This window comes from Pyramidobacter piscolens W5455, assembly GCF_000177335.1.
Classification (GTDB): Bacteria; Synergistota; Synergistia; order Synergistales; family Dethiosulfovibrionaceae; genus Pyramidobacter; species Pyramidobacter piscolens.
On record NZ_ADFP01000134.1, the window covers coordinates 1 to 15806 of the forward strand.

The 15806-nt window shown below is 65.5% G+C and carries 15 protein-coding genes and 1 pseudogene; 7 read left to right on the top strand and 9 right to left on the bottom strand.

Annotated features, from left to right (window positions below; translation table 11 throughout):
• From HMPREF7215_RS11440 to HMPREF7215_RS11475, 8 genes and pseudogenes are all read right to left on the bottom strand, one after another.
• A pseudogene (locus HMPREF7215_RS11440) lies at positions 1–202 on the bottom strand (M20 metallopeptidase family protein); the annotation flags it as partial.
• Between the two features lie 245 nt (positions 203–447).
• Entirely contained in the window at positions 448–1692 is a 1245-nt protein-coding gene (locus HMPREF7215_RS11445; RefSeq protein WP_009166071.1) for an aspartate kinase, read from the bottom strand.
• A gap of 3 nt (positions 1693–1695) precedes the next feature.
• A complete protein-coding gene (dapD, locus tag HMPREF7215_RS11450; protein ID WP_009166072.1) occupies positions 1696–2394 on the bottom strand; it encodes a 2,3,4,5-tetrahydropyridine-2,6-dicarboxylate N-acetyltransferase in 699 nt (232 codons plus the stop codon).
• Positions 2395–2421: 27 nt separating this feature from the next.
• Positions 2422–3069: a 4-hydroxy-tetrahydrodipicolinate reductase gene (locus HMPREF7215_RS11455; protein WP_009166073.1), complete on the bottom strand. Its 648-nt coding sequence runs from the start codon at positions 3067–3069 to the stop codon at positions 2422–2424.
• On the bottom strand, positions 3069–3959 hold the full coding sequence (gene dapA, locus HMPREF7215_RS11460) for a 4-hydroxy-tetrahydrodipicolinate synthase (RefSeq protein ID WP_009166074.1): 891 nt from the start codon (positions 3957–3959) through the stop codon (positions 3069–3071). The genes HMPREF7215_RS11455 and dapA overlap by 1 nt, the downstream gene beginning before the upstream one ends.
• 243 nt (positions 3960–4202) lie before the next feature.
• On the bottom strand, positions 4203–5189 hold the full coding sequence (locus HMPREF7215_RS11465) for an aspartate-semialdehyde dehydrogenase (RefSeq protein ID WP_040551185.1): 987 nt from the start codon (positions 5187–5189) through the stop codon (positions 4203–4205).
• A 528-nt stretch (positions 5190–5717) separates the two neighbouring features.
• On the bottom strand, positions 5718–7091 hold the full coding sequence (locus tag HMPREF7215_RS11470) for an MATE family efflux transporter (RefSeq protein ID WP_198004613.1): 1374 nt from the start codon (positions 7089–7091) through the stop codon (positions 5718–5720).
• 290 nt (positions 7092–7381) lie between these two features.
• The gene (locus HMPREF7215_RS11475; protein ID WP_009166078.1) at positions 7382–8581 is read right to left on the bottom strand and encodes a dicarboxylate/amino acid:cation symporter; all 1200 of its coding nucleotides are present in this window, start codon (positions 8579–8581) and stop codon (positions 7382–7384) included.
• Positions 8582–8914: 333 nt separating this feature from the next.
• Here HMPREF7215_RS11475 and HMPREF7215_RS11480 point away from each other — a divergent pair, with 333 nt between their 5' ends.
• Positions 8915–10363 (top strand): M20 family metallopeptidase, encoded by a 1449-nt coding sequence (locus tag HMPREF7215_RS11480; RefSeq protein WP_009166080.1) that lies wholly within the window; start codon positions 8915–8917, stop codon positions 10361–10363.
• A gap of 125 nt (positions 10364–10488) precedes the next feature.
• On the opposite strand, the gene HMPREF7215_RS11485 is transcribed toward HMPREF7215_RS11480, so the two are convergent.
• Positions 10489–11187, bottom strand: a complete 699-nt coding sequence (locus HMPREF7215_RS11485) for an aspartate/glutamate racemase family protein (RefSeq protein WP_040551186.1) — start codon at positions 11185–11187, stop codon at positions 10489–10491.
• 194 nt (positions 11188–11381) lie between these two features.
• On the opposite strand from HMPREF7215_RS11485, the gene cobT reads away from it, so the two are divergent.
• The 6 genes from cobT (at position 11382) to cbiB (ending at position 15790) form a co-directional block, all read left to right on the top strand.
• Complete coding sequence (gene cobT, locus HMPREF7215_RS11490; protein WP_009166083.1) at positions 11382–12443, top strand: nicotinate-nucleotide--dimethylbenzimidazole phosphoribosyltransferase; 1062 nt, start codon at positions 11382–11384, stop codon at positions 12441–12443.
• A 142-nt stretch (positions 12444–12585) separates the two neighbouring features.
• Positions 12586–12906, top strand: coding sequence for a cysteine-rich small domain-containing protein (locus HMPREF7215_RS11495; RefSeq protein WP_009166084.1), 321 nt, complete (start codon positions 12586–12588; stop codon positions 12904–12906).
• A 52-nt stretch (positions 12907–12958) separates the two neighbouring features.
• Positions 12959–13480, top strand: a complete 522-nt coding sequence (locus HMPREF7215_RS11500) for a bifunctional adenosylcobinamide kinase/adenosylcobinamide-phosphate guanylyltransferase (protein ID WP_009166085.1) — start codon at positions 12959–12961, stop codon at positions 13478–13480.
• Positions 13468–14256 (top strand): adenosylcobinamide-GDP ribazoletransferase, encoded by a 789-nt coding sequence (locus HMPREF7215_RS11505; RefSeq protein WP_009166086.1) that lies wholly within the window; start codon positions 13468–13470, stop codon positions 14254–14256. Before HMPREF7215_RS11500 ends, HMPREF7215_RS11505 begins: the two co-directional genes overlap by 13 nt.
• Positions 14241–14819 carry a histidine phosphatase family protein gene (locus HMPREF7215_RS11510; protein WP_009166087.1) on the top strand — a complete coding sequence of 193 codons (579 nt, stop codon included), beginning with the start codon at positions 14241–14243 and terminating at the stop codon, positions 14817–14819. Before HMPREF7215_RS11505 ends, HMPREF7215_RS11510 begins: the two co-directional genes overlap by 16 nt.
• Positions 14816–15790 carry an adenosylcobinamide-phosphate synthase CbiB gene (cbiB, locus tag HMPREF7215_RS11515; protein WP_009166088.1) on the top strand — a complete coding sequence of 325 codons (975 nt, stop codon included), beginning with the start codon at positions 14816–14818 and terminating at the stop codon, positions 15788–15790. The genes HMPREF7215_RS11510 and cbiB overlap by 4 nt, the downstream gene beginning before the upstream one ends.
• The last annotated feature ends 16 nt before the right edge of the window (positions 15791–15806 follow it).

Below are 15806 nucleotides of genomic sequence, written 5' to 3' on the forward strand. Positions count from 1 at the left end.
CCACGACGGGAGCGCCCGGCTCGCCCGCCAGCTCGGCGACGAGGCCGCCGGCGCAGGGGCAATGCGGCACGCTCATCTCGTCGAGGCGCTCCGCCACGTAGGCGGTCGTCTCGGGCAGGTCGCGCCCCAGCTCGGGAATGCGGTGCAGCGCCTGATGCACTTCCGTCAGCCAGGGCTGGATGGTTTGCGCTTTTTTATACATCGTCACACACCTCGTCGCGTTCGATCTGAATATTCGTCCGTATTTTCTCATGGCGCGGGAACAAAAGCTACCGCGGAGACATGGAGAAGACCAAAAAAAACTCTTGAATATTTCACTCGGAAAATTTTTACAAAAAATACGCGGTATGTTGAACGCCCGTGCTGAAATTCCGCTTTTGACTTTCGCCGCGCAGCGGCGGCCTTTGTTTCAAAAAAGCCCCGCGGCGGGCGCGGGGCGAAGGCGGATCACTTTTCGACCTTGCGGTCGAACTCGGTCATCAGCGCGTCGGCGGCGCTCTGCGCCTGGGCGCGCGGCACGAGCACGGCGATCTTGATCTCCGAGGTGGTGGCGCCGAGCACGTCGATACGGGCGCGCTCGAGCGCGCCGAAGAAACGTCCGGCCACGCCGGAGGCCGCCTGCATGCCGACGCCGATGGCCGACACTTTGGCGACGTCGCCGTCCACGTTCATCGACCAGCCGCTCAGCCCCTGCAGGGCCGCTTCCAGCGCCGGGCGGACCATGCCCACGTCGCCGCGGATCACGGAGAAGGTGACGGCCGCCTCGCCGCCCTCGGAGACGATGGTGATCATGTCGAGGTTGATGCAGCGCACCGCCAGCTCGTTGAAGACGCGCGTGTAGAGGTGCACGTCCTCGGGCAGGCCGCGCAGGTTGACCTTGATCTGGTCGGTATCGACGGCCACGCCGGTGACGACGGGATGTTCAAGCCATTCGGGAAGGTTTTTCACGATTCTCGTGCCTCTTTCGTCGGAAAAAGTGGAACCGCAGTAAAGTTCCACCTGCTGCTTGTCGGCGATCTCGACGCCGCGCGAGTGCAGTACCTTGGCGCCGGAGGAAGCCATTTCGAGCATCTCCTCGTAGGTGACGTACTCCAGTTTTTTGGCGTCGGGGATGATGCGCGGGTCGCAGGCGTACACGCCGTCCACGTCGCTGTAAATTTCGCACGGACAGCGCAGCGCCGCGGCGACGGCGATGGCGGACGTGTCGCTGCCGCCGCGCCCGAGCGTGGTCAGGTCGCCGTTCTCGGCGACGCCCTGAAAGCCCGTCGCCACGACGACGCCGCGCGCGTCAAGTTCCCTGCGGATCCGTCCGACGTCGATGTCGCGGATGCGCGCGCCGCCGTACGCGTCGGTGGTCAGCATGCCGATCTGATAGGCGTTCATGGACAAGGCGTCGCAGCCGAGGTCGCGCAGAGCCATGGCCAGCAGCGCGGCCGAGACCTGCTCGCCCGTAGCCATCAGCATGTCCATCTCGCGCTTATAGCCGGAGCTGTTGCCGGAAACGTCCGCGGCCAGGTCGATGAGGCGGTTGGTGGTCTTGCCCATCGCGGAGACGACGACCACGATCCGCTCGCCGCTCTGGCAGCGCGCGGCGACTTTGGCGGCGACGGCGCGGATCCTGTCGGCGTCGGCCACGGACGAACCGCCGTATTTCAGCACCGCGATGCGGGGCGGCCGCGCGGGATTCGCCATTGTCTAAAGCTCCCTCAGGGCTTCGACGATGGCCGTCTTGCCCTCGGTGCGGGAATCTACGCGTTTGACGACGCGGGCAGGCGTGCCGGCCGCGACGACGCCGGCGGGAACGTCTTCGGTGACGACCGCGCCCGCGGCAACGACGGAGCCGGAGCCGATGCGGACGCCTTCGAGCACGACGGCATTGGCGCCGACGAGCACGCCGTCTTCGATGACGACGGGCTGAGCGCTGGCGGGCTCGACCACGCCGGCGATGACCGCTCCGGCGCCGATGTGGCAGTTCTTGCCCACCTGCGCGCGGCCGCCGAGCACGGCGTTCATGTCGATCATCGTGCCTTCGCCGACCGAGGCGCCGATGTTGATCACCGCGCCCATCATCACCACGGCGTTTTTGCCGATCTCCACCATGTCGCGGATCACCGCGCCGGGTTCGATGCGGGCTTCGTAGCGGGTCAGGTCGGCGAGCGGCACGGCGCTGTTGCGCGCGCAGACTTCCACCTCGCAGTCGTCGATGCGGTCGCCGTTGGCCTCCAGAACTTTGAGGATCTCGGGCAGGTCGCCCTTGACGGTGCCGAAGCCGGGGCCGCCGACGAAGTGCAGCGCGCCCCATTCGACGTCTTTCAGCTCGCCGGCCACGAAGGCGCGGGCGACGGTACGTTTTTTCGACTCCTTGATGAGGCGGATGATTTCTTCTGTGTCCATCGCGAAATTTCCTCCGTAACAGCGCGCTCAGCCGCGCACCACGTCTTCGAATGTGAACAGGCCTTTTTCCTTCGCCAGCGCGAAGCGCGCGGCCCTGACCGCGCCGATGGCGAAAACGCTGCGGCTGATGGCGTGATGGCGGACGCTCAGCGTCTCGCCCTCGTTGCCGAACAGGGCCTCGTGGTCGCCCGGCAGGCCGCCGAGGCGGAAGGAGTGCATCGGCACGTCGCGCCCCAGCGCCTTGCCAAGCATCAGCGCCGTGCCGGAGGGGGCGTCTTTTTTGTGGATGTGGTGCGCTTCGGCGATCTCGGCGTCCCAGTCGGCCAGCAGCGGCGCGAACTCGCGCAGGATCATGGCCATGACGGCGATGCCGATGGAATAGTTGAAGCTCTGCACGACCGGAACTTCTTCGGCGAGGGCGCGCAGCGCGGCCATGTGCCCCTCGTTCAGCGCCGTGGTGCCCATGACCAGCGCGCTTTTGTGGCGGCGGCACAGCTCGACGGTGCGCGGCAGGACGACGGCGGACGAGAAGTCGAAAATGACGCGCGGCGAGGCGGCGCAGGTCTCGCCCTCGTCCCAGACGCAGAGACAGGGAGTCCCGCCGGCGGCGGCCGCGATCTCGCGCCCCATGCGCCCGGTGGAGCCGATCACGCCGTAGGGAACGGAGAGCGCCATCAGTCGGCCTCCAGCACGCCCAGCTCGAGCAGGTCGGCGCGCACCAGCTCGCGCGTCTTCTCGCCGGCGGACACCAGCGGCAGGCGCAGTTCGTCGCGGCACAGCCCCAGTTCGCCGGCGGCGAACTTGACGGGGATCGGGTTGGACTCGTTGAAAAGATCCTTCATCAGCGGCAGCAGGCGCAGATGCAGACGGCGCGCCGTCGCCACGTCGCCGCCGAGCGCGGCGTCGATCATCGCCGCAGTCTGCGCGGGCAGCACGTTGGACAGCACGGAGATGACGCCGTCGCCGCCGCCGCAGACGAGATGGAACGCCTGATCGTCGTTGCCCGACCAGACGCGGAAGTCGGGGCGCGCGACCTGAAGCGAACGGATCAGGCTGTCGCACTGGTACTGGTTGCCGCTGGCTTCCTTGACGCCGACGATGTTCTCGATCTGGGCCAGGCGCAGCACCGTTTCCGGCGCCAGATTGACGCCCGTGCGGCCGGGCACGTTGTAGAGGATCACGGGGATCCTCACGGACTCGGCCACGGTGCGGAAGTGCCGGTACAGCCCCTCCTGATTGGGTTTGTTGTAAAACGGCGTCACCACCAGCGCGCCGTCGGCGCCCAGTTCCTCGGCGCGGCGCGACAGGTCGACGGTGGAAGCCGTGTTGTTGGTGCCCGTGCCGATGACGACGGGGATGCGCCCGTCCACGGCGCGCAGCGCGAAGGAGATCACTTCGTCGCGCTCGGCGGGCGTCAGCGTCGCCGCCTCGCCCGTGGTGCCGAGCACGATCAGCGCGTCGACGCCGTTGTCCACCTGAAAGTCCAAAAGCTCGCCCAGCGCGTCGAAGTCGACGGCTCCGTTGCGGAAGGGCGTGATCAGCGCGGTGCCTGTACCTCTGAACATGAAAATGCACTCCTTTGCGTGAAAGTCTTCTTAATAAAACAAAAGCGGCCACGGAGAAACGGCGGCGCGGAGAAAAAACAAAATGCCGGAAAAACACGGCGGCGCGCCGCTTTCGGAAACGCGACGAAAGGCGAATTCTTTTTTCGCCGCGAAAATCGAATGACGATAAAATCAGCAACTCCAAAGGGCGGGAAAATGAAACGCGAAAAATGTTCCACGTGGAACATTTTCCACGGGGGCCGTTCAGCGCACGCCGTTCAGCGCCGCGTGGCGGAGCAGGATGCGCACGGCGTTGGTCGCCGCGCCCACGCGCACGTTGTCGGCCACGTTCCACTGCAAAAAATGCGTGTCGTCGAAACTGCGCACGCGGCTGACGAACGTCGTGTCCGTGCCGGCGGCGTCGACCGCGGGCGTGATCACGGGCTCGCCGCTGACGGTGACGTGTTCCTGTTCGCGCATCACCTCGAGCAGTTTTTCGACCGTGCCGAAGGGCTCGCGCGTCTCCGCGAAGACCGCTTCGCTGTGGCCGTACAGCACCGGCACGCGCACCGTCGTCGGCCAGAACATGATCGAATCGTCGCGCAGGATCTTGCGCGGCTCGTCGACCATCTTCATCTCTTCCTTGGTGAAGCCGTTGTCGAGAAAGGCGTCGATCTGCGGCACCACGTTGCGGTGGATCGGCGCCGCGAACTTTTCGCAGACCGTGCCGCCGCGCTCCTGCGCCAGCAGCTCGTCGATGCCGCGCCGCCCCGCGCCGCTGACGGCCTGATAGGTGCTGACCACCACCGTTTTCAGGCCGAAGCGCTCGTGCGCCTTGTACAGCCCCAGCACCATCTGGATCGTCGAACAGTTGGGATTGGCGACGATGCCGCGGTAGCCCGCGAGCAGGTCGCCGTTGATCTCCGGCACCACCAGCGGCTTTTCGGGATCCATGCGCCAGCACGAGCTGTTGTCGATCACCACCGCGCCGCGCGACGCGGCGACGGGAGCGAACCGCTTCGACAGCTCCGAGCCCGCCGACATGATCACGTAATCGAACGTCCCCGCGGGGACCCATTCCCGCGTCAGTTCCTCCACCGCCACGCGGCGCCCGGCGAACTCCAGTTCCGTTCCGGCGCTGCGGGGCGAGGCGAAAAAGCGGATCGTTTCGGGGCGGACGCCCCGCTCCTCGAGAACGCGGACCATCGTGCGGCCGACTTCGCCCGTTGCGCCTACGATTGCTACCTTCATTGTACCCGACTCCTTCTCGTGAAAAAAGCGTTTCAATTTTTCTGCGATTGAAAATTCATCCCGCGAAAAAAACGGCGCGTCGCCGTGCGCCCGGAACCGAACGCACAGGGACGCGCCGTTTGGCATACGGCACGCGGTACCACCCTGCTTGAGCGCGTCGTCCGCACACGGCGTACCCGACTAAAAAAACTCGCCCCCACATCGTTCTGTAGGGACGAGTCGTCACAGTCTCGCGGTACCACCCTGCTTGGACACATTTCGCTGCGCCCCGCTTGGACCCCGGTCACGGAGGGTCAGTTCGGGAATGTACTCCGGCTCGCGCCTTTCCATTCCGGCTCCCCGGGCCTTGCTCCTTGAAAAAATCGCTCTGAAAGCCCTTCCAGCCTGCGGGGCTTTCTCTCTGGCACGGCGACACGCTCTTCAAGGAGATCCGGTTCAACGCCTTTATATCGTTCTTCAGTTATGGGTGAAATTATAGCCTCATTTTTCAAACTGTCAAGAGGAAAATTTTTCACGATTTCGAAAATATCACGCCGCCGCATGGAGGTGCCCCGCCCGGGCGATGCTGCGCTTCATCCAGCCGCTGAAAAGATAGTAGAGCACGAACAATACCGCCGTCTGGGCCCAGCTGATCGGATAACTCCAGGCCACGACGCGGATGTCCCAGTGCGAAGGCACCACCAGCCACATCCAGGCCAGCCGGAACGCGCACACGCCAACCGCCATGATCAGCGTCGGCAGCAACGAATCGCCCGTGCCGCGGATGCCGCCGGAGATCGTCTCCACCGGCACGTAGGAGAAATACCACGGCACCATCAGCCGCATCAGCACGAGCCCCTGGCCGATAACCTGCGCGTCGTCGGTGAAGATGCGGAACCAGAACTCCCCGCCCGACAGGAACGCCGCCACGATGATCCCCGTGGCGACGAAAGCCATCAGCGAGCAGACGCGGATGCTGCGGGTCACGCGGTCGTACCGCCGCGCCCCGAAGTTCTGCCCCGAAAACGTCGACAGCGCCATGCCGAACGCCGACATCACCATCCAGTAGAGCGCGTCGATCTTGCCCAGCGTCGCCCAGGCCGCCACCACGTCCACGCCGAATTTGTTGGTGACCGCCTGAATGATGATGTTGGAAAACGAGTACATCGTCGCCTGGATCCCCGTCGGCAAACCGATGCGGATGATGTTCTGCAGCAGCAGCCAGTCGCAGCGCAGCTTGCGGAGCTCCAGCCGGAACGGCCCCGATTCGCGCGCCAGCAGCCACCACACGCCCGCGGCGCAGAACCCCTGCGAGAGGATCGTGGCGTAGGCCACGCCGTCCACGCCGCAGTCGTAGCGCACGATCAGCAGCAGATCGGCAGCGAGATTGACGACCGTGCCGCCCGCCAGCAGATAGAACGGGCGCTTCGAGTCACCCTTGGCGCGTAAAATTCCCGAGCCCATGTTGTACAGCAGCGAGGGCACGATGCCCGCAAAGTAAATGCGCAGATACGACACCGCGTGAGGCATCACGTCAGGCGGCGTCTGCATCTTCGCCAGCGTCCATTCCGCCAGCGCCACGCCCAGAACCGTCATCGCCGCGCCGGCCGCCAGCGCCAGAGCCATGGCCGTGTGCACCGCGCGCGACGTGCGCTCCGGGTCGTCGGCGCCGTAAAACTGGGCGATCACCACCGTGGCGCCCGTCGACAGCCCGGCGAAAAATCCCACCAGCAGCGCGATCACCGTGCTCGTCGGGCCGCCCACCGCCGCCAGCGCCACCTTGCCCACGTAGCGCCCGACCACCACCGCGTCGACCGTGTTGTACAGCTGCTGAAAAAACGTGCCCAGCATGATCGGGAAGAAGAAGATCAGCAGCTGCTTCCAGATCACGCCCTCGACAATCTGTTTGTTTCCACGTTCCACAAAATTCACCCGATTTCAAAAAACGCTTTTCCTCGCAAGAGTCACGGTTATTTTATCACCGAGACCGCCGCCGGCCGCAAGAATCGGGGCGCGCGGAATTTTTTTATACGTTGCCAAGAGAGGAAAAACGGCGCCGGCAAGACAGGGCCGCCCTCTCGGCGCCTCGACAAAGCGGCGGACGGGATTCTTCCCGCGGCGGCCGCGCCGCGAAAAAAGCGCTCTCCCGGCGTCGGCCGCGGGAGAGCGCTTTTTCGTCAGTTCACTTTCGCCATTTCTTTTTCCGCGCAGAATTACAGTTCCGCCCCTTCGCTCTTGGCGACCACCGTCGCCACGGCCGCGTCGCCGGTGATGTTCAGCGACGTGCGGACCATGTCGAGGACCGCGTCGATGCCGGCGATCATGGCCACGCCTTCAAGAGGCAGGCCGGCCTGCGTGGTGACGAGGGTAAGCATGATCAGACCGCCGCCGGGGACGCCGGCCGTACCGATCGAGCCGAGCGTGGCGGTGACGATGATGCCCAGCTGCGTCCCCACGCTCAGCGGAATGCCGAACGCCTGGGCAATGAACAGCGCGCAGACGCCCTGATACAGCGCCGTGCCGTCCATGTTGATCGTCGCGCCCAGAGGCAGCACGAAGGACGCCACCTTGTCGGGCACGCCCATGTTATGGCAGCACTCCATCGTCACGGGCAGCGTGCCCGAGCTGGAACGGGTGACGAACGCCGTCAGGCTGGCTTCCTTGATGCCCTTGAAGAACCACAGAGGACTCTTGCGGGCAAAGGCCATGACCATACCGGAATAGACGACGACGGCGTGAATGATGCAGCCGATGTAAACAGCCGCGATCACCTTGATGAAAGGCAGCAGCACCGCCGCCCCGTACTTGGAAACGGTCACGGCGATCAGCGCGAAGACTCCGTAGGGCGCGAACTTCATGACGATGGAGGTCATCTTGTACATCGTCTCCGCCAGCGAGTTGAAGAAATCGAGCGCGGGCTTGCCCTTCTCACCGGCCAGCGTCATGGAAACGCCGAGGAACAGCGCGAAAACGATGATCTGCAACATGTTGGCGTTGACCATGGAGGCGAAGGCGTTCCTGGGGAACATGTTCGTCAGCACTTCCCCCAGCGAGGGCGCGGCCTTGGCTTCCGTCGCCTTGGCAAGAGCGATGTCCATGCCGGCACCCGGCTGGATGACGTTGGCCAGCACCAGCCCGATGGCGATGGCGACGGCCGTGGTGACCAGATAAAGGGCGAGCGTCTTCACGCCGATGCGCCCCAGCGACCTGAGGTCGCCCAGCGACGCCACGCCGACGACGAGACTCGACAGGACCAGCGGCACGATCAGCATGCTGAGCAGGGCCATGAAGATCTTGCCGAGGGGATCCACATACGCTACCACGTTTGGCGCCGCCATTCTGCCGAACAGGATGCCGGCGACAAAGCCGATGGTGATCTGCCAAATCAACGAAACTCCGCGTTTCTCTGCCATGAGAACCCCTCCTCAGATAAATAAAAACGATAAATAAAAATCGCAGCAGAGCTGCTTAAGTAAAATTATATAACAGAGAGCGAGCGATTCAATGCTGTCTTTTAATGAAAATTTCGACGGCATCCGCAAGATTTTCGTCGAAAAACATTGAGAATAGACCGCAAATTCAGAAAACCTCGCGGCATTTTATCTGCGTGCCCGGCCGGAACGCGGAGAGCCGAAAAGTTTTCCTGCGCGGGAGAAAAAAGAGGCGCTATAATAAAAGCCCCGAACATTCCGCGACCGGCATGGGCCTGCGGAAGCGGCGTCATTTTCCGAAGGGAGCGATGTCCCATGGACAAGAAAAAAATCGGCGAGATCATCGAGGCCCGCGGCGCCCGTTACGCCGAAGCGGCCGACGAGATCTGGGGCTACGCGGAGACGGCTTTTCGCGAGCGCCGTTCGATGGCGGCGCAGATCCGCCTGCTTGAAGAAGAGGGCTTCCGCGTCGCGAACAACGTCGGCGGCGTGGAAACGGCGTTCTGCGGCGAGTGGGGCGAAGGCCACCCCGTGATCGCCTTCCTCGGCGAGTTCGACGCGCTGGCCGGGCTGAGCCAGAAGGCGGGGCTCGACCGCAGGGAAGCGGAAGTCCCCGGCGGCAACGGGCACGGCTGCGGGCACAACCTGCTCGGCGTCGCCTCCATCGCCGCCGCCGCGGCGCTGAAAAAAGTCATGCAGGAACAGGGACTGAAAGGCACCGTGCGCTACTACGGCTGTCCCGGCGAAGAGGGCGGCAGCGGCAAGGCCTTCATGGTCCGCGAGGGCGCCTTCGCCGACGTGGACGCCGCCGTCACCTGGCACCCGTCCAACTGCACCTTCACCGCCGGCACCTCGTCGCTGGCCAACGCGCAGATCTATTACCGCTTCCGCGGCGTCAGCGCCCACGCGGCCGCCGCGCCCCATCTCGGGCGCAGCGCCCTCGACGCCGTCGAGCTGATGAACGTGGGCGTGCAGTTTTTGCGCGAGCACGTCATTCAGGAGGCGCGCATGCACTACGCCATCACCGACGCCGGCGGCGTCTCGCCCAACGTCGTACAGCCCTACGCGGAGGTGCTCTATCTGCTGCGCGCCCCCAAGAGCGGCCAGGTGCGGGAGATCGTCGAACGCGTCGACCGCATCGCCCAGGGCGCGGCGCTGATGACCGACACGACGGTGGAGAAGGATTTCGTCAAATCCTGCGCCAATATCGTCAACAACGAGACGATGGAGCGCTGCCTGCAAAAGAATCTCGAGTTCTTCGGCGCGCCGGATTTCGACGCCGCGGACGCGGAGTTCGCGCGCAAGATCTTCGAAACCACGCCCGAGCCGGGACGCTTCGAAGACCTCGAAAAGCGCGTCAGAGGCGCGGGCGAAGCGGGACGCCAGGCCCTCGAAGAAGCCAAAAAGGATCCGCTGCCGCGCCGCATCCTGCCCTACGTGCCCTCCGGAATTCCCATGGGCGGTTCCACCGACGTGGGCGACGTGTCGTGGCAGACGCCCACGGCGCAGATCTACATGGGCACATGGGCCAACAGCACGCCCGGCCATTCCTGGCAGGTCGTGACCGCCGGCAAGTCGCCGATGGCTCACAAGGGAATGCTCCAGGCCGGCAAGGTCATGGCCGCGGCCGGCTACGACCTGATGACCGACTCCGAGCTGCTCAAAAAGGCCCAAAACGAGCTGAAAGAGCGCCTGCGGGGCGAGACCTACGTCCCCATCCCCAAGGGCGTCACACCGCGCGGACTTTCCGGCGCGAAAAGCTGAGCGCGACGCGCCAGAGGCGGGGAAGTCCGAATCCGGCGCCGAAAACCGCGAGGGCGGAGATTGTTTTTTGGCCAATCGTCCGCCCTCGCGGTCCGTGATCTCCGTTCGTCTTCTCCCTTACCCTCTTACTCTTTCGCGTAAAGCGCCTCGAGGCAGGCGCGCGACAGGCTGCGCAGGCTGGAAATGCCCATTTCCGGCGGCAACGGACTGGCGTCGTAGGCGAGCGGCAGCTCCGTGCAGGCGGTGACGATCGGGGCGCGGCGGACGGCCCACAGCCTGGCGGCGATCTCTTCCATGACCGCGCCGCCGGCTTTCAGCTCGCCGGCTTTGACGTGGACGATGGCTTTGGTCGCCAGCTCGCGGACCTCTTCGCTGGGGGCGAAGAAGCGGTAGCCGCGCCGCGCCGCTTCCTTCTCGTAGATGCCCGAGGCCATCGTCGCGCCGGTGGCGATGATCCAGCAGCCGTCGGGCGCGGCTTTGACCGCGTCGGCGACGGTGGCTTCGACGATGTGGATCAGGGGCGCGCGCAGCTGGGCGCGGAACGGATCGATGAAGATGTGCGCCGTGTTGCAGGGCACGGCCAGCAGATCGGCGCCCCAGCCGCACAGCGTGTCCAGCCCCTGGCGCAGCGCGGCGGCGGGGCTTTCGCCGCGGCCGAAAAACGCCGCCGTGCGGTCGGGCGTCTGCGCGTTGGAGTAAACGTAGACGACGGGGTGCTCCTGGTCGCGCTTCGCCGGGGCCATCGCCGCCAGCAGGCGCAGAAATTCGGCCGAGGCCGCCGGGCCCATGCCGCCGTAAACGCCGAGAATTTTTCGAGGGATCATGTCGTTCACCTGCGATTCGCAAAATTTATCTCCGTCACATGAAAAATTCGACTTCGCTTATATTATGCTCGTTTGCGGACGCTGTCAAACGGCCGCCGTTTGGGGGAACGGGGCATGAGTGATAGAATAGAGGCGAAAAAAGCGCGCGGCTGGCCGGGCGCGGTAAACTCCGCACGGTAAAGGGGAAAATTCATGTGAACGTCGATCTGAACGAAATCAACTCGCGCCTGACCGGCCTCGACGAGGCGGCGGTCACGGCTTCGCTGGAGAGATGGAGCGTGGTCGCCAAGCCGCTGAAAAGTCTGGGCGCGCTCGAAGATCTGGTGGCGCAAATCGCCGGAGTCATCGGCGAAGCGCGCTTCGACATCGGCAAGCGAGCGCTGGTGGTGATGTGCGCCGACAACGGCGTGATCGCGCAGGGCGTGACGCAGACGGACGAGTCGATCACGGCGCTGGTCGCCGCCGACCTGGCGAAGGGCTGTTCCTCCGCCAATCTGATGGCGCGCGTGGCGCGCGTGGACGTGATCCCCGTGGACGTGGGCGTGAAAAATCCTCCCGACGCGCCGGGGCTGATCAGCCGCCGCGTCGCCGCCGGCACGCGCGACTTCACTTCCGGCCCGGCGATGACGCGCGGACAGGCGCTGCAGGCCGTCGGCGTCGGTATCGAAACGGCGCGCGAGTGCCGCGAAAAAGGGTATCGCCTGATCGCCACGGGCGAGATGGGCATCGGCAACACCACGACCAGCGCCGCCGTAGCCGCCGCGCTGCTGGGCTGCGAGCCGCGCGAGATCACGGGGCGCGGGGCGGGGCTTTCGGACGAGGGGCTGAAACGCAAGGTCGCGGCGATCGAAAAGGGCATCGCCGTCAACCGTCCCGACGCGGACGACGCGCTGGACGTGCTCGGCAAGCTGGGGGGCTTCGACATCGCCGCCATGGCGGGGCTGTTCATCGGCGGCGCGCTGGAGCGCCTGCCCGTGGTGATCGACGGCGTGATCAGCGCCGTCGCCGCGCTCGTGGCGTGCCGGCTGTGCCCCGGCTGCGCCTTCGCCATGATTCCCAGCCACATGTCGGCGGAACCGGCGGCGCGCAGGGTCTTCGGCGAGCTGGGGCTGGAGCCGGTGATCCGCGCCGGGATGCGCCTCGGCGAGGGCACGGGCGCGCTGTGCCTGTTCCCGCTGCTGGACATGGCCATGGCGCTCTACGACGGCCTCGTCTTCAGCGACATCGGCATGGAAGCCTACACGCCGCAGTCATAAAACTTTCGAGAACGAAATCCGCCACGAGGAAACGGAGAAAAATCGCCGCCGGCAACTTACGAAGGCCGAAGCGTTTTTTCGCCCCTCTCCGCTTCGCCGCTCCTCCGTGGCAACCCTTGTTTCCCGCACAGGAGGGGATCGCGTGAGCAGAAAAGACGTCATGAACAAAAAGCCGGAGGAATGCAATTATTCGTTCTTCAGCCACAAGGACTGCGAGTTCTTCCCGTGTCACAGGGGCATTCCTCCGGAGGACTTCAACTGCCTGTTCTGCTACTGTCCGCTGTACTGTCTCGGGCGCGAGTGCGGCGGCAACTTCCGCTATCTCGAAAACGGCATCAAGGACTGTTCGAACTGTCTGATCCCGCACCGGCGCGACAGTTACGGCTACATCGCCGCGCGCTTCACGAAGATCGTCACGGCCATGCAGGAGCGCGAACAGGCCGCCGCGAAGGACGAAGAATGAAAATGTTCCACGTGGAACATTTTCGCAACCGAAGTCGCACGAGGCTCGACGAATGCTGATTTTGCTGATCGGCACCAGCAACAGCGGAAAAAGCCGGTTTGCCGAAAAGATCGCTTCGCGCTTTCCCGGCCCCAGAATTTACGCCGCGACGATGGTCCCCTGCGGCGCCGCCGGCGCGGCTCGCGTGGACAAGCATCGCCGCCAGCGCGCCGGGCGGGGATTCGTCACCGTGGAGTGCCCGCGCGGGCTCGACGGGATTTCCGCCGGAAAGAACGCGCTGGTGCTGCTCGAAGACGTGTCCAACCTGCTCGCCAACGAGATGTTCGGCCGTCACGACCCCCGCGCGGAGGACGAGGCGCTGCGCCAGATCGTTTCTCTCGCCGGGCGCGTCGCCGTGGTGATCGCCGTGACGATCGGCGGCGTCAGCGGCGACGGCTGCGACGAGCCCACTCAAAATTACGCGGCGGCGCTGGCCCATCTCAACGAACAGCTGGCCGAGGCGGCCGACGCGGTGATCGAAATACGCGCGGGGACGCCGCTGCTGCTGAAGGGAGAATGTCCATGGATTGGTTGAAACCGTTTTGGATCGCGCTGTCCACATATTCGGCGATTCCCGTGCCGCAGTGCGAATGGGACGAAAAGTCGCTGAGCCGTTCGTTCTGTTTTCTGCCCGCGGTCGGCCTGCTGATCGGCGCGGCGCAGGGCGCGTGGCTGTGGCTGTGCTGGTTTGCCGGCTTCAATCTGCTGCTGCGCAGCGCCGTGGCCGTGGCCATCCCGCTGCTGCTCAGCGGCGGCATCCACATGGACGGCTTCTGCGACACCATGGACGCGCTCGGCTCGCGCCAGCCGCCGCAGCGCTGTCTGGAGATCATGAAGGACTCGCGCTCCGGCGCGTTCGCGATTATTTACTGCGGCGTTTATCTCGTGCTCGATCTCGGCCTCGTCAGCGAGACGGCAGGCCTGCCGGGGGTTTTTTGCCTGGTCTTCACGCTGTCGCGCGCCGTTTCCGCGCTGTCGGTCGTCAGCCGCAAAAACGCCCGCGGCGGCGGCATGCTGGCGCGGTTTCAGGAGCCGGCGCAGACTTTGCTGGTGCGGCGCTGCGCCTGGGGCTGGATCGCCGCCTGCGCGGTCGCCATGGACTTCTGCGACCTGTACGCCGGCACCGGCGCGCTGCTGGGCGGCGTGGCGGCGTGGTTCGCCTATCACGCCATGGCGCAGAAGCGCTTCGGCGGCATCACCGGCGACACGTCGGGGTTCTTCGTGCAGACGCTCGAGCTGGCCATGCTGGCCGGCATGGCGCTGGGGCAGGCCGCGGAGATCGCGAGGTTCTCGCTGTGCAGATCCTTCTGATCCGCCATGGCGCGACGGCCAGCAACCTGAAACGTCTCTATCTCGGACGCTCCGACGAGCCGCTCTGCGAAGCCGGCGTCGAACAAGCCCGCGCGCGCTTCGCCGCCGGACTGCCGGCGGCGGAAAAAGTCTTCGTCAGTCCGCTGTTCCGCTGCCGCCAGACCGCCGCGATCCTTTTTCCGGACCGCGAGCCGATCGTGATCGAAACGTTCGCCGAGATCGACTTCGGCCGCTTCGAGGGACGAAGCCACGACGAGCTGATGCGCGACGAACCGGCTTACGCCCGCTGGCTCGATTCGCGCGGCGAAGGGGCGATTCCCGGCGGCGAAGACATGGCGTCGCTGCGTCGGCGCTGCCGCGACGGGTTCCTGGACATGGTCGCGCAGTCGCTCGGCTGCGCCCGGATCGCCGCGGTCGCCCACGGCGGCACGATCATGGCCGTCCTCGGCGAATTCTGCGAGCCGCCGCGCGCCTTTTACGACGGCTTCGTAAAAAACTGCGGCGTCGTGCGCTGCGCCTGGGACGGCGCGCGCCTGCGCCTCGAAGGCGGCGACCTCTCATGACTCGCTTCGCCTCGCCGGCCGCGCTCGCGCTCGGTTTCGCGCTCGATCTGCTGTGCGGCGACCCGCACGGTTTTCCGCACATCGTCGTTTTCGCGGGCAAATTGATCGCCTGGGGCGAGACGATCCTGCGCCCGCTGTTTCCCCCCGCGAAGCGGGGCGAACGCGCCGCGGGGGCGCTGCTGGTTTTCATCGTTACCGCTGTCTGCACGGCGCTGCCGGCGCTGCTGCTGCGCCTTCTGTACGCCCGCTCGTTCTGGGGGGGGCTGGCGGCCGAGAGCTTTTTCTGTTACCAACTTTTGGCGGCGCGCGCTCTCTGCGACGAAAGCCGCACCGTCGCCGCGGCGCTGGAAGCCGGCGACCTGGGGAGCGCGCGTCATTGGCTGTCGATGATCGTCGGGCGCGACACCGATCTCCTCGACGAGACCGGCGTCGTCAAAGCCGCCGTCGAGACCGTGGCCGAGAACACTGCCGACGGCGTGGTCGCACCGCTGTTCTGGATCGGACTTTTCGGCGTGCCCGGCGGCTGCTTCTGCAAGGCCGTCAACACCATGGACTCGATGATCGGCTACAAGAACGAGCGTTACCGCTGGTTCGGCACGGCCGCCGCGCGGCTCGACGACCTCGTCAACTTCGTCCCCGCCCGTCTGGCCGGGCTGCTGATGGTCGCCGCCGCCGGACTGTGTCGCTTCGACGCCGCTAACGCGTGGCGGATCTTCCGCCGCGATCGCCTCAGACACGCCAGTCCCAATTCCGCCCACGCCGAAGCCGCCTGCGCCGGCGCGCTGCGCGTCCAGCTGGCCGGCCCCGCCAGCTACGGCGGGCAGGTCGAGGACAAACCGTTCCTCGGCGACCCGCTGCGCCCCGTGGAGACCGCCGACATCGCCCGTTCCCACAAACTCCTTTTCGCGACCGCCGCACTCGCCTTCCTCCTCGCGCTGGCGCTGCGTTCCCTCGCCGCCGTCATCTGGTAAGCGATCCGCAAAAAAA

What these genes read in the sequence shown, in the direction of transcription:
- HMPREF7215_RS11445 (WP_009166071.1), bottom strand. Translation starts at nt 1,692, where the DNA reads ATGGCGAATCCCGCGCGGCCGCCCCGCATCGCGGTGCTGAAATACGGC.
- dapD (WP_009166072.1), bottom strand. Translation starts at nt 2,394, where the DNA reads ATGGACACAGAAGAAATCATCCGCCTCATCAAGGAGTCGAAAAAACGT.
- HMPREF7215_RS11455 (WP_009166073.1), bottom strand. Translation starts at nt 3,069, where the DNA reads ATGGCGCTCTCCGTTCCCTACGGCGTGATCGGCTCCACCGGGCGCATG.
- dapA (WP_009166074.1), bottom strand. Translation starts at nt 3,959, where the DNA reads ATGTTCAGAGGTACAGGCACCGCGCTGATCACGCCCTTCCGCAACGGA.
- HMPREF7215_RS11465 (WP_040551185.1), bottom strand. Translation starts at nt 5,189, where the DNA reads ATGAAGGTAGCAATCGTAGGCGCAACGGGCGAAGTCGGCCGCACGATG.
- HMPREF7215_RS11475 (WP_009166078.1), bottom strand. Translation starts at nt 8,581, where the DNA reads ATGGCAGAGAAACGCGGAGTTTCGTTGATTTGGCAGATCACCATCGGC.
- HMPREF7215_RS11480 (WP_009166080.1), top strand. Translation starts at nt 8,915, where the DNA reads ATGGACAAGAAAAAAATCGGCGAGATCATCGAGGCCCGCGGCGCCCGT.
- HMPREF7215_RS11485 (WP_040551186.1), bottom strand. Translation starts at nt 11,187, where the DNA reads ATGATCCCTCGAAAAATTCTCGGCGTTTACGGCGGCATGGGCCCGGCG.
- HMPREF7215_RS11500 (WP_009166085.1), top strand. Translation starts at nt 12,959, where the DNA reads ATGCTGATTTTGCTGATCGGCACCAGCAACAGCGGAAAAAGCCGGTTT.
- HMPREF7215_RS11505 (WP_009166086.1), top strand. Translation starts at nt 13,468, where the DNA reads ATGGATTGGTTGAAACCGTTTTGGATCGCGCTGTCCACATATTCGGCG.
- cbiB (WP_009166088.1), top strand. Translation starts at nt 14,816, where the DNA reads ATGACTCGCTTCGCCTCGCCGGCCGCGCTCGCGCTCGGTTTCGCGCTC.